This is a genomic window from Roseomonas gilardii subsp. gilardii (genome assembly GCF_023078375.1).
GTDB lineage: Bacteria > Pseudomonadota > Alphaproteobacteria > Acetobacterales > Acetobacteraceae > Roseomonas > Roseomonas gilardii.
On record NZ_CP095554.1, the window covers coordinates 233,557 to 253,432 of the forward strand.

Consider the following 19,876-nt stretch of genomic DNA (forward strand, 5'->3'; position numbering starts at 1 on the left):
CCCTAACCCAGATCGCAACGGACAGGTTTGTTCCCAGGGTGTTATTGTCACTCATGAAGCTTTCATCACTCTGGGGAAAAGCTCGTCCTGCCCTCGGCGCGGCCGTCGCGGCTCACCCCCTTCTGGCTCACTCCCTTGATGTCGCCGCCGTCGCGATGCTCCTGCCGGACGCAGATCGGCTGAGTATCGACAGACGATGCCTGGGCTTCCTTGTGGCCCTGCACGACATCGGAAAGATCTCGCGGGCCTTCCAGGCGCAAGCGTCCGATCATTGGCCCGATGCTCTCCTTGGTCCTCTGCCTGGATCTGTTCCGGGCTTCCCACACGACGCCATGGGCCTGCACCTCCTTGCCAGCACCTTGCGGGCGGAACTGACGCCAGCCTTCCTGCCAGACGCCAAGGGACGGCGAAGCTGGCCCAATCCCCTGTTGCATGCCCTGGCAGGGCATCATGGCCGTCCAGCCGATCTCGCACGCACTCCCGGCGAAACCGAACTCGGACCCCAGGCGACCGCCGCGGCGAAGGCTTTTGTTGTCGCCATGCTGGATGTCTTCCGGCCGCCACCTCTCCCCTGGCCGGGCGGAGATCGCGCCGTGGAACGCCTGGGCTGGCAACTGGCCGGCCTCGTCACCCTGTCGGATTGGATCGGTTCCCGGCAGGAGTGGTTCCCCTATGCGGCGCCAGAGGCGCTGGACGATCCAGCTGGCTACCTTTGGAATCAAGCTCTGCCGCGTGCGGCGCGTGCGATCGAGGTGGCAGGGCTGGGCAGCGCCAGGGTGGCACCCTTCGGCGGCGTGCGACGCCTGTTCCCTGGCATCCACCAACCCACCCCTGTCCAGGCTTGGGCGGAAACCGCGCCACTGCAGCCCGGCCCGCTCCTGGCCGTGATCGAAGACATGACGGGCAGCGGCAAGACCGAGGCGGCGCTGACCCTGGCTCATAGGCTCATGGCGGGCGGGCGGGCCGACGGACTGTTCCTCGCCCTCCCGACCATGGCGACCGCCGGGGCCATGTTTGGTCGCCTGGCCGGGGCCTACCACCGGCTCTTCGCGGTCTCAGCGCAACCCTCCCTCGCCCTGGCGCATGGCCGTGCCGATCTCGATCCACGCTTCCGCGCCGCCATCGCCCGCGAGGACGACATGGCCGCAGCACCCGACCGTGGCCGCGCCCCCTCCGATCCCGCAGACGAGACAGCCGAGGCACATTGCGCCGCCTGGCTGGCTGATGATCGCCGCCGCGCCCTGCTGGCCCAGGTGGGGGTGGGAACGATCGACCAGGCCTTGCTGTCGGTGCTGCCGGTGCGCCACGCGGCGCTGCGGCAGCGCGGACTGGCCGGCAAGGTGCTGATCGTGGACGAGGCCCATGCCTTCGACCCCTACATGAATCGCGAATTGCGGGCATTGCTTCGCTTCCACGCGGCGTTGGGCGGCTCGGCGATCCTGCTCTCAGCTACCCTGCCGAGGGCGGTGCGGCAGGGGCTTGTGGACGCCTTCCGCGAGGGGCTGGAGGCGTCGCGCACCGCGCTCTCCGCCACGGCCTACCCGCTGGCAACGCTCGTGAGCGCTTCGGATGCTATCGAGACGCCCTGCGCCCCGCGCGAAGGCCTGCCGAGGCGTGTCGCCATCACCCGCCTGCCCGATCAGGCAGCATCGATCGTACGGATCGCGGAAGCCGCGTCGGCCGGTGCCGCCGTGGCCTGGGTCCGCAATACCGTGGACGATGCGATCGCGGCGGCGGCCACGCTGCGCGCACAGGGCCTCGACCCGATCCTGTTCCACGCCCGCTTCGCCATGGTGGACCGTCTGCGGGTGGAGGCAGAGGTGCTGCGCCGCTTCGGCCGCGACGGTGACCCGGCGGGGCGGCGCGGTGTGCTGGTGGCGACCCAGGTGGTGGAGCAGTCGCTCGACCTAGATTTCGACCTGCTGGTGACGGATCTCGCGCCGATGGACCTGCTGATCCAGCGCGCCGGGCGGCTATGGCGGCATGATCGCGGCCCACGCCCGGTGCCGGGACCGGAACTGCTGGTGATCTCGCCCGAGCCGGTGGCGGAACCGCCCGTCGGGTGGCTGCGCGACGCCCTGCCGGGCACGGCGGCGGTGTATCGCGATCCAGCCTTGCTGTGGCGTACGGCGCGTGAGGTGTTCGGGCGCGGTGCGATCGTGACGCCCGATGACATGCGGCCGCTGATCGAGGCGGCCTACGACCGGGATTCCCCCGGCTCCGTCCCGCCCGCCCTGACCCGTGCCGCGGAAGAAGCGGAGGGGAAGGCGCATTCCGCCACCGGCCTGGCAGCGCAGAACGTGTTGGACGTGTGGAAGGGCTACAAGCGCGAGCACGGCGCCTGGGAGCCCGACACCCGAACGCCGACGCGGCTGGAGGAGCGGGAGACGGTGACGCTGCGCTTGGCGGTGGTCCGGGACGGGGTCGTGGTGCCCTATGCCGACGACCTCGACCTGCGAAGGGCATGGGCACTGTCGGAAGTCAGCGTGGCGCGCCACCGCGTCGCGGCCTGTCCGGTGCCGGTGGGGCTGGAGGCAGCGGTTGAGAAGGCAAAAGCGAGCTGGGGGCGGTGGGAGCGGGAGTCGCCACGGCATCTGCTGGCGGTGTTGACAGAGGATGGCTGCATTGATGCCGTTTCAGAGGCGGGCGCCTTGGTCAGCCTGCGGTATGGAAAAACCTCGGGCCTGACGTGGGAGGGTGCTGGAAGGAATGATTCCGATGCGGATTGACGTTCCGTAATTCGCTCTCCAGCCTCTACAGGAACGGCGAATCCTGTGGAGGAACAGTGGAGCCCCAGAACACAGCGTTCCCAGCCACGCTTTTCAACCTCCTCGCTGCCACTTGGCTCCCGGTCCTGCGCCGCAGCGGCGCGCGGGACACCATCCGCCCTGCTCAACTCACAGACCGCATAGCCGAGGACCCCGTTGTGGCCCTCGACTGGCCGCGTGCCGACTTCCGCGTGGCCGGGCTGGAATTCCTGATCGGCCTGCTGTCCACCGCCTTCCCACCCGCCGAGCACAATGACTGGCTGGACGGCTGGGACACACCGCCGACGCCGGAGGAACTGGACGCGGCCTTCGCGCCGATCGCGCACGCCTTCGATCTCGACGGCCCTGGCCCGCGCTTCCTGCAGGACCGCGAGGAACTCGTCTCCGATTCCGAGCCCGTGGAACGGCTGCTGATCGAGAGCCCCGGCGGTAGCACCATCAGCAAGAACACCGATCTGCTGGTGCGCCGCAACCGCTTTGCCGCGCTCGGTCGCCCCGCGGCGGCGATGGCGCTCTACACCTTTCAGTCCTGGGCGCCGGCGGGGGTGCCGGCAACCGCACCGGGCTGCGCGGTGGCGGCCCGATGGTGACGCTGGTGGCGCCCGGCAAGGCGGAGACGCTGTGGCACCTGCTCTGGGCCAATGTCCTGGTGGGGGAAGCACCGGCACCGGAGGACCTGCCGCGCGTCTTTCCCTGGCTGGCACCAACCATCACCTCCGAGGGCGCGACGGTGGTGGTGCCCGAGGGAAACGCCCATCCGCTGCAATGCTGGTGGGGGATGCCGCGCCGCATCCGCCTGGACTTTGCTGCCAGTGCTACGCCGATGCCCTGCGGTCTGACCGGCGCGCCCGACGCAGTGCGCGTCACCGGCTGGCGGCAGCGGCCGCGAGGGCCGAACTACGCCGCCTGGGGCGGCCGCCACCCCCTGACACCACACTACCAGCTCAAGCCCGGCAGTGAGGTACTGCCCCTGCACCCGCAACCCGGCGGCATTGGCTATCGTCACTGGCTCGGCCTGGTGACGGAGGGTGATGGCGGGCTGCGTACCCCGGCTGCGGTCGTCACCGCCTGGCGACGCACGGGTCGGCGTGCCACTGACCTCAGCCCGCACACCCGACTGCTCGCCGCCGGCTACGACATGGACAACATGAAGGCCCGCGGCTTCGTGGAGAGCGAGATGCCGTTGCCCGGCGCCTCTGATCCAGAGGCGCAGGACGAGCTCGCACGGGCCCTGGTGCGCTCGGCCGACCTCGTGGCCGGAGCGTTGCGGAACGCGGTGCGTCAGGCGTTGTTCTCGGCCGGCGCCACGGTGAAGCTCGATGCCGAACTCCTGGCCAGCCAGCGGGAACGGCTCTGGGAGCGTACCGAGCCCGCCTTCTTTGCCGCGCTGCTGCACCAGGGCGAGGAGCCGGAGGCAGACGCGAAGACCCGGTGGCTGCGCCTGCTGCGCGAGGTGGCGCTGAGCCTGTTCGACGAGGCCGCACCGCTTCGTCCCGAGACCAGCATGGCATCGGCCGCTCCACGCATCGCCGCCGCGCGCCGTCGCCTGCTCTTCGCCCTGACAGGCTTCGGCAAGGACGGCGCCGCGCTGTTCGGGATCCTTGGCCTGCCCCTGCCGGTTCCGGCGGCCCAGAAGAAGAGGAATGCCCCGTGACCCGCGATGAGAAGGTTTCCGCCGCCACCGCCTGGTGGCGTGACCTGCAACCCGACCCGCCGCGCCGCGCGGGTGACCGTGGTGCCCTGGCTCGCCTGCGCCGCTGCGGCAGCGTCGCGGACGCGATGAACGAGACCGCCACCATCGACCTCGCCCGTCGCTGCGACGTCCGCCACCCTGATGCCCTGGTGGAGGTGGCCTTGACCGCCGCCGTGCTGGCGCATCTGCGGGAGGACCGACCAGGAATGACCGTGGCGCGGCAGATCGGCCCGCAGGGCGGGCCGGAGGCGCTGGAGACCGCCCTGATGAAGCCGCTGCGCTTTCAGCGGCTGATGACGGCCGTTACGCCGGACGAGCGGCTGGCCGCGATGCGGCGCCTTGTCGCGCTGGCCGGCGGCGCGCTCAACCTGCGTGACCTGTCCGCGGCACTGCTCGACTGGACAGAGGATCGCCGCCGCCGCTGGACCTATGACTACTGGGGCGTCGGCCAGCCCGCCGCCCGTACCCCGATGACCGCGCCCAACAAGGACGATGCCGCATGAGCCGCTTCCTGCAGCTCCACCTCCTCACCTTCTTTCCGCCCGCCAACCTCAACCGCGACGACACCGGACGGCCCAAGACCGCCGTGGTGGGTGGCGCCACGCGATTGCGCCTGTCCTCCCAGGCGCTCAAGCGCGCCTGGCGCACCTCCGAGGTCTTCGCGGAGGCGCTGGCGGACCATATGGGCCACCGCACCCAGCGCCTGGGTGAGGATGTGCTGGACCACCTCAAGGCGGGCGGCATGGCGGAGGACAAGGCGGTGGCCGTCGCCCGTGCCGTCGCCGGCGTGTTCGGCAAAGTGAAGGACGCGAAGGACAAGAACCCCGCGCGCATCGAGCAGCTCGCTTTCGTGGCGCCCGAGGAGCGCGCGGCCGCTCTGGCGCTGGCCGACCGTGCCCTTGCCGGGGAGAAGGTGGACGAGGCTGCTGCGAAGGCGGCCGGCCTGCTGCGCCGCACGGATACGGCGGCCGACATCGCGCTCTTCGGCCGCATGCTGGCGGACAGTCCGGACTATAACCGCGAGGCCGCGGCGCAGGTGGCGCACGCCATCACCACCCATCGCGTCACGGTCGAGGACGACTACTACACCGCCGTGGACGACCTGAAGCGCCCGAGCGAGGATGCGGGCGCCGGCTTCCTCGGCGAGGCCGCCTTCGGCTCCGGCGTGTTCTACCTCTATCTCTGTGTCGACACCGCGCTGTTGGCGCGCAATCTCGGCGGCGATGCGGCGCTGGCCGCCACTGCCCTCGGCGCGCTGGCCGAGGCGGCGGCGACCGTCGCGCCCCGCGGCAAGCAGAACGCCTTCGCCGCGCATGGCCGCGCCGGCTACGTGCTGGCCGAGCGCGGCGCTCGCCAGCCGCGGACGCTCGCCGGCGCCTTCGCCAGCCCCGTGGAGCCGGAGGATAGGCACGGCCCTGACAGCATAGGCGGCATCATGGGCGCCTCGATCGCCCGGCTGCGCGCCTTCCGCGCCGCCCTCGACAAGGCCTACGGCAGCGCCGCCGAGGCTTCGGCCGAGATGGTGGTGGGCGGCGAGGGCACGCTGGCCGACATCATCGCATTCGCGCGCGGCTGAGCCGGTGTCCGCTTATCTCACCTTCGCCCTCGTCGCGCCCCTCGCCTCCTTCGGCGGCATCGCGGTGGGGGAACGGCGCGGAGGCTGGGACCGCCCGGCGCGTTCGGCCGTGCTCGGCCTGCTTGGTGCCTGCCTCGGCGTGGAGCGCGAGGACGATGCGGGACAGGCGGCGCTGGCCGCGGATTACGGGCTGGCCCTGCTCTGCCACGCCCCTGGCCAGCTCCTGCCGGACTATCACACGGCCCAGATGCCGCCCGCCGCGCGCAACCGGCGCTTTGCGACCCGGGCAGAGGAACTGGCCTCGCGGGACCTGAACACGGTCCTGTCCCGGCGGGACTACCGCAGCGGCGCCTGGCATCTCGGCGCCCTGTGGGCTCGGAGGGAGGAACCACGCTGGCCGCTGGAGCGGCTGCGGGAGGCCATGGAACGGCCGGCCTTTGTGCCTTATCTCGGCCGCAAGTCCTGCCCGCTGGGCCTGCCGCTCGCCCCTGAGGTGACGGAGGCGGAGAATCCCGTGGCGGCACTGGAGCACCGCCACGCCGAGGGGCCGGAGGCGCGCTTGCTCCTGCCCCAGACCGGCTGGCGCGAGGTTCCCCTCCGCGGCACGCTGGCCGACCAGCCCGCCGATCCGCTGATCGTGCTCGACGCGGCCGATGCGGGAGATGGCCCGCGCCTGCTGCGGGTCGAGATGCGGCGCGACCAGCCGCGTTCCCGCCGCCGCTGGCAGTTCGACCTGCGGCCGGAAGCCGTGCTGCGCGGGACGGCGACATGAGCGGGCCCCTGGGGGAGCTCTGGCTGTCCCGCATCCGGCTGCGGCAGGAAGCGCCGGTCGCGGCGCTGGCGCGGCTGCTGGTGCCGGAGGGAACGGGACCGCGGGCCGCGGCAGGGCACCATCTGATCTGGTCCGTCTTCTCTGACGGGCCGGAGCGTCGCCGCGACTTCCTGTGGCGGGAGGAGGCACCGGGCCGCTTCCTCGCCCTCTCCGCCCGTCCTCCCGAGGACGCCACCGGCCTCTTCGCGCTGGAAAGCCGTCCCTTCGCGCCGGTCCTGGCACCCGGCGACCGGCTGGGCTTCGCGCTGCGGGCCAACCCCGTGGTGTCCCGCCCCGCCGGACCGGGCCGGCGAGGCCAGCGGCACGACGTGGTGATGGACGCTCTGCGCCAGGTGCCGCCAGGGCCGGGGCGAGCCGAAGAGCGGCCTGCGAAGGTCATTGAGGCTGGGCGTGCCTGGATGGCGAGGCAAGGGGATCGGCATGGCTTCCGCCTGAATGGGGATGTGGCGGTGGATGGCTACGAGCGCCGGCAGGTGCCGCGAGAGGGGGTGGAGCAGCGGTCTTCGGCGTGTTGGAGTTCGAGGGCACGCTGACGGTAGAGGACCCGCCGCGCTTCCTCTCTGCCATTGCCACCGGCTTCGGCAAGGCTCGTGCCTTCGGTCTCGGCCTGATGCTGATCCGCCGCGCCAGGCCCTGATGTCCATTACGCGTCCAATCCCCGGCCTGCCACCGCCCCGGCCCATCCCGATCCGCGAGCGTGCCTCCATTCTCTTCGTCGAGAAGGGGCGGCTGGACGTGCTCGATGGCGCCTTCGTGCTTGTGGACGAAAAAGGTGTGCGCCTGCACATCCCGGTAGGTGGACTCGTGTGCCTGATGCTGGAGCCGGGCACCCGTGTCAGCCACGCCGCGGTGGTGCTCGCAGCCCGCGCCGGCACGCTGCTCATCTGGGTAGGGGAGGCTGGCGTGCGCCTCTACGCCGCCGGCCAGCCCGGGGGTGCGCGGGCCGATCGGCTGCTGCTGCAGGCTCGGCTCGCGCTCGACGACGAGGCCAGACTGCGGGTGGTGCGCAAGATGTACGCACTGCGTTTCGGTGAGGACGCGCCAGCGCGTCGATCGGTGGAGCAGCTTCGCGGCATCGAGGGCGTGCGGGTGCGCGAGACCTACAAGCTGCTGGCGCAGCGGCACGGCGTCGCCTGGGAGGGACGGCGCTACGATCCCCAGGCATGGGATGTCTCGAACACGGTGAATCGCTGCCTTTCCGCCGCGACCGCCGCCCTCTACGGCGTGACCGAGGCGGCGGTGCTGGCGGCAGGCTATGCTCCTGCCATCGGCTTCCTGCACACCGGCAAGCCACAGAGCTTCGTCTACGACATCGCCGACATCCTGAAGTTCGAGACGGTGGTGCCGGAGGCCTTCCGCGTCTGTGCCGCCTTTGAGGCGGGACGGCCGCTGGACGGACAACCGGTGCGCGATCCCGTGGCCGAAGTGCGCCGCCGCTGTCGCGACGCGTTCCGGCGGAGCGATGTGCTGGGAAAGTTGATTCCTCTCATCGAAGAGGTTCTTGCAGCCGGGGGCCTGCCACTGCCGGCCGCACCCGAGGAAGCGATGCCTGTGGCCTTCGAGGCTCCGCCGGGTTTGGGTGATGCTGGTCATCGTGGTTGAAAACGCGCCGCCTCGCCTGCGGGGAAGGCTGGCGGTCTGGCTTCTGGAGATCCGGGCCGGGGTCTATGTCGGCACCTATGGCCGGCGCGTGCGGGAAATGATCTGGGAGCAGGTGCAGTCAGGTATCGAGGAAGGCAACGCCGTCATGGCCTGGGCCGCTCCGACCGATGCCGGATTCCTGTTTGAGACATGTGGGCGAAATCGGCGTGTGCCGACCGACATGGACGGGTTCCGGCTGGTCGCCTTTGGCCCGGAAGCGGCATACCCTACCTTGCCGCCCACATCTGACCAGAACAGACGTTCCAGGCGGTAGCTTCTTTGACAGCAGAATAAAACCATCGAAACAGCCACTTACAGGAAGAGTGTTCCCCGCGAGCGCGGGGATGAACCGCTAAGATCATCGCCAATTCGTCGCATGGACTTGTGTTCCCCGCGAGCGCGGGGATGAACCGCGTAAACGCCAAGTCCAGAAGGCTCATGCGCTGTGTTCCCCGCGAGCGCGGGGATGAACCGCATATAGACCATTTCTTCATAATCGGCAGAGTGTGTTCCCCGCGAGCGCGGGGATGAACCGGAAGGTAAAATGATCAACTTTCTTCGCCGCATGTGTTCCCCGCGAGCGCGGGGATGAACCGGGGCCGCCAGCGAGTTCGTGCGCTGCATCGAAGTGTTCCCCGCGAGCGCGGGGATGAACCGGCGTCTTCCCCTTTGTTCGTCTCGATCTTGAGGTGTTCCCCGCGAGCGCGGGGATGAACCGACGGCGGGCCGCGTGGCGGGTACGGCAACCCTGTGTTCCCCGCGAGCGCGGGGATGAACCGGATCTGTTCACGTTCCTGGCCACGCATGGGTGGTGTTCCCCGCGAGCGCGGGGATGAACCGCTGGGTGCCACGGTGGCGCTGGAGCCGCTCTCGTGTTCCCCGCGAGCGCGGGGATGAACCGGTCTCCGGCGGCGGTGCAATTGCCGTGGGCTTGTGTTCCCCGCGAGCGCGGGGATGAACCGCCCACCACCGGGATGCCATGGGCGGTCCTGGTGTGTTCCCCGCGAGCGCGGGGATGAACCGCCCAGGATGGCCATCTCCAGTTTGCCCCGCCAGTGTTCCCCGCGAGCGCGGGGATGAACCGGTGGTCGTAATAGCCCCGGTAGCTCAACAGGTGTGTTCCCCGCGAGCGCGGGGATGAACCGGCGAAATACGGCAACCCGGCGCCGGTCGCCGCCGTGTTCCCCGCGAGCGCGGGGATGAACCGGTTGACCCCCTTCTCCTCCGGCGGTTCCGCCGGTGTTCCCCGCGAGCGCGGGGATGAACCGGCTGATATCGGGCTTGCGGTGTACAGGGACGCGTGTTCCCCGCGAGCGCGGGGATGAACCGACGGCTTCCTGCCAGATGCGGGTTTCCGTCCTGTGTTCCCCGCGAGCGCGGGGATGAACCGGGAAACAGAGATGAATGCCAGGGCCGACCTGGGTGTTCCCCGCGAGCGCGGGGATGAACCGGCATAGGGGTTGTTCCGCACCAGCCACCGGGAGTGTTCCCCGCGAGCGCGGGGATGAACCGGGCCATGTAGCCGAACAGGTTCTGGAGGAGGGGTGTTCCCCGCGAGCGCGGGGATGAACCGGCTGGAGCAAGGCCCTCGGCAATCGCCTGCTGGTGTTCCCCGCGAGCGCGGGGATGAACCGGGCTCCAGGTCGGACACCTGATCCATTGGCCCTGTCCCGCTGTGACGGACACCTCTGATAGGCTGAAGGGCCTGGAGGTACGGATGGCAGAGGGTAGCGGAAAGCGCCGGTTCTTTCCGGAGGCGTTCAAGCTGGAGGCGGTGGCAGCGGTCCGCGGTGGGCGGTCGGTATCGCAGGTGGCGGCCGAGTTGGGCCTACCGGACCGGCTGGTGCGCAGCTGGCTGCGCTGGGCGCCGACGGGCACGGCGGTGGGGAGCGGCGCGCCGGCGCTGGCGGTTCCGACACCACCGGCGGCGCCGGCGCGTCGCGTCGGCCCGAGCCCGGCCGAGCAGGCGGCCGAGATCGGGCGGCTGCGGCGCGAGGTCGAGCGGTTGCGCATGGAGCGCGACATCTTAAAGCGAGCGGCGCTCATCTTCGGCCAGGCGACGGACCGGAGGTGAGCTATGGCTTCATTCGCGATCACGTCGCCGTCTTTCCGGTTGCCATCCTGTGCGAGGTGCTGGGCGTGAGCCGCAGCGGCTATTACGACTGGGCTCGCCGGCCGGAGAGCAGGCAGGCGGCGGCCGACCGGGTCCTCGCAGCCGAGATCCGGGCCACGCACGCCGACAGCCGTGGCCGCTACGGCAGCCCGCGCGTGCATGCCGCGCTGCGCGCCCAAGGACGGCGGGTTGGCCGCAAGCGGGTGGCGCGGCTGATGCGCGGCATGGGGCTGTCGGCACGGCGTGGTCGCCGGTTCCGGTGCACCACCGACAGCCGGCATGCCTTCCCGGTCGCCCCCAACCTGCTCGATCGCGACTTCACGGCCGCCGCGCCCGACCGGGTCTGGCTGGCCGATCTGACCTATCTGTGGACCGCCGAGGGCTGGCTGTACTTGGCCGTGGTGCTGGACCTGTGCACGCGCCGCGTGGTCGGCTGGGCCATGGCGGACCACCTCGGCCACGAACTCGCCCTGGCCGCACTCGACATGGCGATCGCCTGCCGACGGCCCGCCCCTGGCCTCCTGCACCATGCGGATCGCGGCGTGCAATATGCCGCCCATGGCTATCGCCGCCGGCTCGCCGAGCACGGCATGCTCTGCTCGATGAGCCGCAAGGGGAACTGCTGGGACAACGCGCCGATGGAGAGCTTCTATGCCACCCTGAAGGGCGAACTCGTCGAGCAGCGCGACTACCTCACTCGCGACGAGGCCAGGGCCGACGTGTTCCAGTATCTGGAGGGCTTCTACAATCGACGCCGCCTGCATTCGGCGCTCGGCTATCTCACCCCCGAGCAGAAGGCAGCGACATTCCAAACAGCGGCATCAGCCGCGTAACAGTGTCCGTGAAAGTGGGGCAAGGCCACATGATCTCGTGTTCCCCGCGAGCGCGGGGATGAACCGAACCCCATCCGTGCCAGCGAGAGGCTAGGGGAGTGTTCCCCGCGAGCGCGGGGATGAACCGGGGAGTTTCGCCATGATCATGCTCCAGCGAGGGTGTTCCCCGCGAGCGCGGGGATGAACCGGCCCCCTCAGGCGGGAACCTGAGAGGGCCAGTGTGTTCCCCGCGAGCGCGGGGATGAACCGGGAGCGAAGGGCGATCAGGGGACGCAAGGCATGTGTTCCCCGCGAGCGCGGGGATGAACCGGTCTGGAGAACGGGCCGCTGGTGCGAGACCCTGTGTTCCCCGCGAGCGCGGGGATGAACCGACCACGGCACCCGTGCCGCCGAAGCCGGACCCGTGTTCCCCGCGAGCGCGGGGATGAACCGGGCGTGGATGCCTTCGGCGGCGGCGGCCCGAGGTGTTCCCCGCGAGCGCGGGGATGAACCGCTGACTTAGCACATCGACGCAATCGCCATGGAGTGTTCCCCGCGAGCGCGGGGATGAACCGGTGGCCGATCCGACCGACGCGGACGGGATGGAGTGTTCCCCGCGAGCGCGGGGATGAACCGCCTGACCGGCAGGCGGCGCTGGCGCTAACCAAGTGTTCCCCGCGAGCGCGGGGATGAACCGGTCAGCCCCGGCATCAGCCCGCCCTCCCTGGCGTGTTCCCCGCGAGCGCGGGGATGAACCGGTTCGGCGAATCATCCTGGCCGGAGACATGGAGTGTTCCCCGCGAGCGCGGGGATGAACCGTATTTCTCCGGCGGCTTCCTGGCGCTGACCGGGTGTTCCCCGCGAGCGCGGGGATGAACCGACCGAGCGCGGCCGGAAATACCGGGTCTGGGAGTGTTCCCCGCGAGCGCGGGGATGAACCGAGTGACCAAGCACCATATGCCAGCCCAGGAGGGTGTTCCCCGCGAGCGCGGGGATGAACCGAAACAGGGAAGAAACATATCCTCCCTCGCTTCGTGTTCCCCGCGAGCGCGGGGATGAACCGGATACCGGCGCCGCGCTGCGCACCTATGTGGGGTGTTCCCCGCGAGCGCGGGGATGAACCGCGCGGCGGTCAGCTTCGTCGACCCGATCTTCAGTGTTCCCCGCGAGCGCGGGGATGAACCGCACCTGCCGGAGACCCTGAAGCTGGCGCGCGAGTGTTCCCCGCGAGCGCGGGGATGAACCGGATTTCAGGCTTTTTCGGTGCGGATCGGGACGGTGTTCCCCGCGAGCGCGGGGATGAACCCGCCACGGCCGCCTCGGCCATGGGATTGTCCCGGTGTTCCCCGCGAGCGCGGGGATGAACCGCCGCCAAAACGCCGACAGTCATTCGGTAATTCGTGTTCCCCGCGAGCGCGGGGATGAACCGGCGATGCGCGGTGAGCCGTAGGCCACCGCCTGGTGTTCCCCGCGAGCGCGGGGATGAACCGGCGGCATGAGGGAAAAATTCCTGCTCCACGCGGTGTTCCCCGCGAGCGCGGGGATGAACCGGGCTTGCGGCACATGAGGCAGTTGCGGCGCGCGTGTTCCCCGCGAGCGCGGGGATGAACCGATGGGTGAGGTTCCTCGCGGTAAATGCGAGGAGTGTTCCCCGCGAGCGCGGGGATGAACCGGTCCATCCCGATGATACAGCGCTGCCCCTCGAGTGTTCCCCGCGAGCGCGGGGATGAACCGCGTGGTCATTCGACATCGATCGGTTAACTGGGGTGTTCCCCGCGAGCGCGGGGATGAACCGCCGCTCAAAGGCGGCAAGCGTCGCGGAATCCAGTGTTCCCCGCGAGCGCGGGGATGAACCGGCGGCGTCGTGAACAAAGTTCGGGAGGGAGGAGTGTTCCCCGCGAGCGCGGGGATGAACCGCCTTATAGACCACGCGCGCGGACACGCCCTCAGTGTTCCCCGCGAGCGCGGGGATGAACCGGGCGCCGCTCCGGTCGGAGGGCGCCCTGGGGTGTGTTCCCCGCGAGCGCGGGGATGAACCGCCGGGGTATCACCGAAGATGCTCTCGCAGGTGGTGTTCCCCGCGAGCGCGGGGATGAACCGGCTTGCAAGCCAGCCTCAACCATCGCGTCGGTGTGTTCCCCGCGAGCGCGGGGATGAACCGGCGACACGCGGGCCGGCCGGGGCGCCGGCCCGGTGTTCCCCGCGAGCGCGGGGATGAACCGCCGACCCAGGTGCCCGCCATCACGGACCTCAAGTGTTCCCCGCGAGCGCGGGGATGAACCGGTGCCGCTGGAGGTGCTGGAGGCGATCGCGGCGTGTTCCCCGCGAGCGCGGGGATGAACCGCAGTCCCGTGCGTTGGTCCGGCGCCTGCAGGGGTGTTCCCCGCGAGCGCGGGGATGAACCGCTGTCGTCGTCGATGTCGATCACCACGTGGCCGTGTTCCCCGCGAGCGCGGGGATGAACCGCTGGCGGAGGGGATGGACCCCGCCGAGCCGCTGTGTTCCCCGCGAGCGCGGGGATGAACCGGGCCTTACCATGCAGCAGGCCGCCGACCGCATGTGTTCCCCGCGAGCGCGGGGATGAACCATGGCCGGCGGCTGGAACGTCGCCTCCGCCGTGGTGTTCCCCGCGAGCGCGGGGATGAACCGGCCGGAAACGGCCGGCGCGCCGTCGTTGTAAACGAGCGCACCGTGAAAGCATTCGAGTACACAAAAGGCGGAGCCTTCCCCTCGGACAGCGTTGTTGCAGCGCCACAGAAGATGGACCGAAGCGGAGAGGCTGAAACTTCGTGGGGAGGGCCGGGGTTCTGGAGGGGCCGCCGTCGATCCGGTGGCGTTTATGTTCTCCTGACAGCAGGTTCGCCCAGCGCATGTCCGACGTTCCGCCCGCCTCTGGCCACGCGAAATTCGCGGCGGCCGCCATTCAACGCGAGATGCGGCTGCGAGAAGGCCGCCCTTTTCCTCTCGGGGCGACCTGGGACGGGTTGGGGGTGAATTTCGCGCTGTTCTCCGCGCATGCGACCAAGGTCGAGCTCTGCCTCTTCGACGCCAAGGGCGAGCGGGAGCTGGAGCGGATCGTGATGCCGGAATACACGGACGAGGTCTGGCACTGCTACCTGCCGGATGCGCGGCCGGGGACGGTGTACGGCTATCGCGTGCATGGGCCGTATGAGCCGGAGAACGGGCACCGCTTCAACCCGAACAAGCTGCTGCTGGACCCCTATGCGAAGGGGCTGGTGGGCGCCCTGACATGGGACCCGTCGCATTTCGGCTACCAGATGGAAGGCGGCGACGATCTGAGCTTCGACGAGCGCGACAGCGCGCCCTTCATGCCCAAGAGCCGCGTGGTGGACCCGGCCTTCACCTGGGGGCAGGACCGGCGGCCCAACATCGCCTGGGCGGACACGATCTTCTACGAGACGCATGTGAAGGGCTTCACGAAGCTGCATCCGGCGCTGCCGGAGGAGCTGCGTGGCACCTATGCGGGGATGGGGCAGCCGGAGATCGTCAATTACATCAGGTCGCTCGGCGTCACCTCGGTCGAGCTGTTGCCGGTGCATTCCTTCGTGCAGGACCAGCATCTGACCGACAAGGGGCTGGCGAACTACTGGGGCTACAACACCATCGGCTTCTTCGCGCCGGAGTTGCGCTATTCCGCGAGCGGGTCGCTGGCCGAGTTCAAGGAGATGGTGGCACGGCTGCACGATGCCGGGCTCGAGGTCATTCTCGACGTGGTGTACAACCACACGGCCGAGGGCAACGAGAAGGGGCCGACGCTGTCGTTCAAGGGGATCGACAACGCCTCCTACTACCGGCTGATCCCGGACCAGAAGCGCTACTACATCAACGAGACGGGCACCGGGAACACGGTGAACCTGTCGCATCCGCGCGTGCTGCAGATGGTGACGGACAGCCTGCGCTACTGGGTGCAGGAGATGCATGTGGACGGGTTCCGCTTCGATCTCGCCACCATCCTGGGGCGCGAACCCTATGGCTTCGACGAGGGCGGCGGCTTCCTGGATTCCTGCCGGCAGGACCCGGTGCTGAGCTCGGTGAAGCTGATTGCGGAGCCCTGGGATATCGGGCCGGGCGGCTATCAGGTCGGCGGCTTCCCGCCGGGCTGGGCGGAATGGAACGACAAGTTCCGTGACACGGTGCGCGAGTACTGGAAGGGCGACGAGGGCAAGCTGCCGGACATGGCCACGCGGCTGACGGCCTCAGGCGACGCCTTCAACAAGCGCGGGCGGCGGCCGTGGTCGTCGGTGAACTTCGTCACCGCGCATGACGGCTTCTGTCTGCACGACCTCGTTTCCTACAACGAAAAGCACAATGACGCGAATGGCGAGGAGGGGCGCGACGGCCATTCCGACAACAAGAGCTGGAACTGCGGCGCCGAGGGACCGACCGACGACCCGGAGATCAACAAGCTGCGCGAGCGGCAGAAGCGGAACTTCCTGGCGACGCTGCTGCTGAGCCAGGGAACGCCGATGATCCTGGCGGGCGACGAGCTGGGCCGGACGCAGGAGGGGAACAACAACACCTACTGCCAGGACAACGAGCTAAACTGGGTGAACTGGGAAGGGATCGGCGAGGACGGCGAGAGCCTGATCAACTTCACCCGGAAGCTGATCACGCTGCGCAAGTCGCTGCCGATCCTCCGCCGGGGGCGGTTCCTGACCGGGCGGGTGAACGAGGAGCTGGACGTCAAGGACGTCGCCTGGATCTCGCCGACCGGCAAGCCGATGGAGGACCACGAGTGGGAGGATGCCAGCGCCAAGTGCCTGGGGATGCTGCTGGACGGGCGGGCGCGGGCCACGGGGCTGCACCGGCCGACCATGGACATCACGGCGCTGCTGGTGGTGAACGCGCACCATGACGTGGTGGGCTTCACCCTGCCCGAGGTGGTGGGAGGGACGACCTGGCACTGCCTGATGGACACGAACCTGCCGGAAGGCGTGGAGATCGAGAGCTTCGAGACCGGGCAGGAATACCTGGTGACCGGGCGCTCGGCGCTGCTCTTCGCGCTGGAGCCGGAGGATGGGGATTCCATCGCGCTGCGACAGACGCTGCGGGCCTTGCGCGGGCTGACGGAGCGGCCGGTGATGGGGCTGCCCTCCTCCCCTGCCCCGGCGGCGGAAGAGAAGGGCGAGGAAGAGGGCGAGGCTTCCTGACGGTCTGATGGGCGGTGCCGGGGTCTGGCGAAGTGGGGCGCTGCCCCCACGGCGCTTGCGCTCCGGCCCCGCTTCCCGCGGGTGGCGAAACGCTCTGCACAACACCATGTGAAGGGGCTGCCGGGCATGCCATGCTCGGTGCGCCCTGCCCCATCCACCGCCAGACCGATGCGAGACACCCCCAGCTTTCTTCCCGACGCGACCGACCCTCCTGACGCTTCCGAAGCGGAACGCGAGGCGGAGCGGCTGCGCCGGGAGCGGGAGTGCGAGGCGGCCTGGGCGCGGCACCGGGGGCAATGCTATCCGACCAGCAGCGCGGTGAACGACTGGGAAGCCTACCACCGGGCGCTGCTGTCGGAGGAGGCGCGGCTGCACGGCTTCGTGGACTGGAACTCGCCACGGTTGCGCGAAAGGCTCTCGGCGGAGCAGAACCACCGCTGCTGCCATTGCGGCAAGCGGATGTATGCGGATGCGCCGGACCCGGACGACCGGCCGAGCTTCGAGCACATCCTGCCGCGCAAGCAGGGCGGCGGGAACCGTCCCTGCAACCTCGCCGTCGCCTGCCGCCGCTGCAACGTGGACCGGGCGCACAAGCTGGGCTGGTGCCGGGGGAAGCCCAAGGGCTAGGCACCCCATGCGCGGCGCCAGGATGGCGCGGGGGTGCTATAGGCCCCCCTCCCCTACTCTTCGCGCCATCGACCGGAGCGGACCCCAATGACCGAAGCCCTGACCATCCTGCCCCCCGGCCAGCCCCTGCGCGGCCGGGTTTCGCCCCCGGGGTCGAAATCCATCACCAACCGGGCGTTGCTGCTGGCCGGGCTGGCGGCGGGGGAAAGCCGGCTGACGGGCGCGCTGAAGAGCGACGACACGCGGCACATGGCGAATGCACTGCGCGCCATGGGGGTGGCGGTGGAGGAGCCGGAGGAGACGGGCTTCGTGGTGCGGGGCAGCGGGCGGCTGCGCGCGCCGGCGGAACCGCTCTTCCTGGGCAATGCGGGGACGGCGGTGCGCTTCCTGACGGCGGCGGCGGCGCTGGCAGGGGGAGAGGTGGTGCTGACCGGGGACGCGCATATGCGGAAGCGCCCGATCGCGCCGCTGGTGGAGGCGCTGCGGAGCCTGGGGGTGGAGGCGGAGGCGCCGACGGGATGCCCGCCGGTGACGGTGCGCGGGCGCGGCGGCGCGGGGGGCGGCTTCGAGGGGCGCGAGGTCGTGGTCGATGCCGGGCTGTCGAGCCAGTATGTCTCCGCGCTGCTGATGCTGGCCGCCTGCGGGGCGCATCCGGTGCGGGTGGCGCTGCGCGGCGATGCGATCGGGGCGCGGGGCTATATCGACCTGACCGTGGCGGCGATGCGGCGCTTCGGCGCCTCGGTGGAGACGGAGGGCGGCTCGGCCTGGGTGGTGCAGCCGGGCGGCTACCGGGCGGCGGACCTGCATGTGGAGCCGGATGCCTCGGCGGCGACCTATCTCTGGGCGGCGGAGGCGCTGACCGGGGGGGCGATCGACCTGGGCGTGGCGGCGGGGGATTTCACCCAGCCGGATGCGGCGGCCTCTCCGCTGATCCGGGATTTCCGGGCCATGCCGCCGGTGATCGACGGGTCGCAGATGCAGGATGCGGTGCCGACCCTGGTGGTGGTGGCGGCCTTCGGCGCCGCGCCGGTGCGCTTCACGGGGATCGCCAACCTGCGGGTGAAGGAATGCGATCGGGTGCATGCCATGGCGACGGAGCTGTCGCGGCTCTCGCCCGGGCTGGCGGTGGAGGATGGGGACGACCTGGTGGTGACCCCGGCACCGCTGGAAGGGTTCCGGGCGGCGCGGATCGAGACCTATGGCGACCACCGGATCGCCATGAGCATGGCGCTGGCCGGGCTGATGGTGCCGGGGGTGACGATCCTCGACCCGGGCTGCGTGGCGAAGACCTATCCGGATTTCTGGCGGGATCTGGGGCGGCTGGGGGTGGAGATGCGGGCGGAGGGGTGAAGGCCCGTGCCCACCCCTCCGGAAACTCGATTGGGACAGGACGCCGGCGAAGCCATGAAAGACCGAGCCACATCGCACCGGGGAAACGTCACCTGAACGACTCACCATCGCTCGGCATCTTCTGGTTTCTCGCCGATGCCGCCAGGGCTGTGCATCTGCTCGCGCGGCCCTATGCCCTGGCCGAGGCCGAATCCTATGGCGATTGTGACACGTCGCCCGATGGGCATGCCGATATCTGGGAAGCTTGGCAACGGCGCGTCCTGACGCTGCCTCTGCCCGCTCTCCAGGCTCTTGTCACGGGCACCGAATACGATGCCTGGCCTCGTGGGCGCATCGTGCATGAGCGGGCTGCCGGACGTTTCGTCCTGTATGCCGACCGGCAGCTCATGACGCCGGGGCGCCTTGTGCGCATCCATGCGGCCTTCGCGCTGCCACCGGAGCGTACGGTGGTTCGCGGCGATGCGCACTATAGCAGGGCACAACGCCTTCCACCTGATCTTCCAGGGCAGTGAGATCTTCGGATCATGCGCCACCACCAATGCAATATCCATCGACCATTGCAGGATGCGAATGGACCTGCTGCGATGATCTGCGGGAATACACAAGGACATTGATACCGTCGTGACGCCCGATGACATCGATGCTGAGTACAAGAGGCTCGGTTACCGGCTTGGCTGGTCCTTCATGGCGACTCCGGCGGCCCGCATGAACGATGCTGAAGTCTGTCTCGTCGGCCTCAATCCTGGCGGCTCCCACGAAGGGCTCGGCCTATGGTCGAGCGAGGCCGGCAATGCCTACCATGAAGAGAAATGGCGTGGCTCCGAAGGCACGGAGTTTTATTCGCCGCTGCAAAATCAGATCCATGCCATGGAGCAGTTGCTAGGGTTGTCACCGGATGGCTATCTGGCAGCTCAGTTTATCCCCTTTCGCAGCGCGGATTGGCAGCGCCTACAGAACAGGGCGGAAGCTATCGCTTTCGGTCAGAAGCTCTGGCTCTGGGTATTACAGCAATCACCGGCGCGCCTCTTTCTGTGCCTAGGCATGGAAGCGGCGCGCGGCCTCGCCCGTGTCACGCAAGCCGGAGCCGAGGAAACCTATCCTGCCGGCTGGGGGAAGGTGACCATCGGACGTTCGGTGAGTGCTGACGGACGAGTTGTTGTGCGTCTGCCGCATCTGAGCCGCTACGGCATTTTTGGTAGACCGAGCGGGCTGAGCACAACTGCGACGGCATCGCTACGGCTGGCATGCCGACCAGCCGGATGATGGAACGACTCCGTCGATGCTGCCATCGAG

General features: G+C 69.5%; 12 protein-coding genes, 2 pseudogenes and 2 CRISPR repeat arrays. All 14 genes and pseudogenes read left to right on the forward strand.

All coding sequences use genetic code 11. The features are described 5' to 3' along the window. Positions 1-53 precede the first annotated feature (53 nt). Entirely contained in the window at positions 54-2,729 is a 2,676-nt protein-coding gene (gene cas3, locus MVG78_RS01110) for a CRISPR-associated helicase Cas3' (RefSeq protein WP_247557492.1), read from the forward strand. A gap of 56 nt (positions 2,730-2,785) precedes the next feature. Then, positions 2,786-4,422 (forward strand): annotated as a pseudogene (gene casA / locus MVG78_RS01115) (type I-E CRISPR-associated protein Cse1/CasA). Continuing rightward, positions 4,419-4,964 (forward strand): type I-E CRISPR-associated protein Cse2/CasB, encoded by a 546-nt coding sequence (casB, locus tag MVG78_RS01120; protein WP_247557495.1) that lies wholly within the window; start codon positions 4,419-4,421, stop codon positions 4,962-4,964. Before casA ends, casB begins: the two are co-directional and overlap by 4 nt. Then, positions 4,961-6,037, forward strand: a complete 1,077-nt coding sequence (gene cas7e / locus MVG78_RS01125; protein ID WP_247557498.1) for a type I-E CRISPR-associated protein Cas7/Cse4/CasC — start codon at positions 4,961-4,963, stop codon at positions 6,035-6,037. The genes casB and cas7e overlap by 4 nt, the downstream gene beginning before the upstream one ends. Positions 6,038-6,041: 4 nt before the next feature. Continuing rightward, the gene (gene cas5e, locus MVG78_RS01130) at positions 6,042-6,809 is read left to right on the forward strand and encodes a type I-E CRISPR-associated protein Cas5/CasD (RefSeq protein WP_247557500.1); all 768 of its coding nucleotides are present in this window, start codon (positions 6,042-6,044) and stop codon (positions 6,807-6,809) included. Continuing rightward, positions 6,806-7,506, forward strand: a pseudogene (cas6e, locus tag MVG78_RS01135) (type I-E CRISPR-associated protein Cas6/Cse3/CasE). Before cas5e ends, cas6e begins: the two are co-directional and overlap by 4 nt. Then, a complete protein-coding gene (gene cas1e / locus MVG78_RS01140; protein ID WP_428480721.1) occupies positions 7,506-8,471 on the forward strand; it encodes a type I-E CRISPR-associated endonuclease Cas1e in 966 nt (321 codons plus the stop codon). The pseudogene cas6e and the gene cas1e overlap by 1 nt, the downstream one beginning before the upstream one ends. Then, positions 8,452-8,784: a type I-E CRISPR-associated endoribonuclease Cas2e gene (cas2e, locus tag MVG78_RS01145; protein ID WP_247557503.1), complete on the forward strand. Its 333-nt coding sequence runs from the start codon at positions 8,452-8,454 to the stop codon at positions 8,782-8,784. The genes cas1e and cas2e overlap by 20 nt, the downstream gene beginning before the upstream one ends. 49 nt (positions 8,785-8,833) lie before the next feature. Beyond that, a CRISPR array of direct repeats spans positions 8,834-10,145; the repeat unit is 29 nt; unit sequence GTGTTCCCCGCGAGCGCGGGGATGAACCG. Positions 10,146-10,227: 82 nt separating this feature from the next. Beyond that, positions 10,228-11,456, forward strand: a protein-coding gene (locus tag MVG78_RS01150; RefSeq protein ID WP_226945907.1) for an IS3 family transposase whose coding sequence is annotated in 2 segments (ribosomal slippage) — positions 10,228-10,543 and positions 10,543-11,456 — 1,230 coding nt in all. Because the reading frame shifts where the segments join, the coding sequence is not laid out codon by codon here. A 37-nt stretch (positions 11,457-11,493) separates the two neighbouring features. Further along, positions 11,494-14,084: direct repeats of the CRISPR family, unit length 29 nt; unit sequence GTGTTCCCCGCGAGCGCGGGGATGAACCG. A gap of 284 nt (positions 14,085-14,368) precedes the next feature. Continuing rightward, a complete protein-coding gene (gene glgX / locus MVG78_RS01155) occupies positions 14,369-16,606 on the forward strand; it encodes a glycogen debranching protein GlgX (RefSeq protein ID WP_247560239.1) in 2,238 nt (745 codons plus the stop codon). A 168-nt stretch (positions 16,607-16,774) separates the two neighbouring features. Continuing rightward, positions 16,775-17,233 (forward strand): HNH endonuclease, encoded by a 459-nt coding sequence (locus MVG78_RS01160; protein WP_247557506.1) that lies wholly within the window; start codon positions 16,775-16,777, stop codon positions 17,231-17,233. A gap of 87 nt (positions 17,234-17,320) precedes the next feature. After that, a complete protein-coding gene (locus MVG78_RS01165) occupies positions 17,321-18,583 on the forward strand; it encodes a 3-phosphoshikimate 1-carboxyvinyltransferase (protein ID WP_247557509.1) in 1,263 nt (420 codons plus the stop codon). After that, complete coding sequence (locus tag MVG78_RS01170; RefSeq protein WP_247557511.1) at positions 18,580-19,095, forward strand: hypothetical protein; 516 nt, start codon at positions 18,580-18,582, stop codon at positions 19,093-19,095. Before MVG78_RS01165 ends, MVG78_RS01170 begins: the two co-directional genes overlap by 4 nt. 109 nt (positions 19,096-19,204) lie before the next feature. Continuing rightward, the gene (locus MVG78_RS01175) at positions 19,205-19,846 is read left to right on the forward strand and encodes a hypothetical protein (protein WP_247557514.1); all 642 of its coding nucleotides are present in this window, start codon (positions 19,205-19,207) and stop codon (positions 19,844-19,846) included. Positions 19,847-19,876: the final 30 nt, after the last annotated feature.

What these genes read in the sequence shown, in the direction of transcription:
- cas7e (WP_247557498.1), top strand. Translation starts at nt 4,961, where the DNA reads ATGAGCCGCTTCCTGCAGCTCCACCTCCTCACCTTCTTTCCGCCCGCC.
- cas2e (WP_247557503.1), top strand. Translation starts at nt 8,452, where the DNA reads ATGCTGGTCATCGTGGTTGAAAACGCGCCGCCTCGCCTGCGGGGAAGG.
- MVG78_RS01165 (WP_247557509.1), top strand. Translation starts at nt 17,321, where the DNA reads ATGACCGAAGCCCTGACCATCCTGCCCCCCGGCCAGCCCCTGCGCGGC.
- MVG78_RS01160 (WP_247557506.1), top strand. Translation starts at nt 16,775, where the DNA reads ATGCGAGACACCCCCAGCTTTCTTCCCGACGCGACCGACCCTCCTGAC.
- cas3 (WP_247557492.1), top strand. Translation starts at nt 54, where the DNA reads ATGAAGCTTTCATCACTCTGGGGAAAAGCTCGTCCTGCCCTCGGCGCG.
- cas1e (WP_428480721.1), top strand. Translation starts at nt 7,506, where the DNA reads ATGTCCATTACGCGTCCAATCCCCGGCCTGCCACCGCCCCGGCCCATC.
- glgX (WP_247560239.1), top strand. Translation starts at nt 14,369, where the DNA reads ATGCGGCTGCGAGAAGGCCGCCCTTTTCCTCTCGGGGCGACCTGGGAC.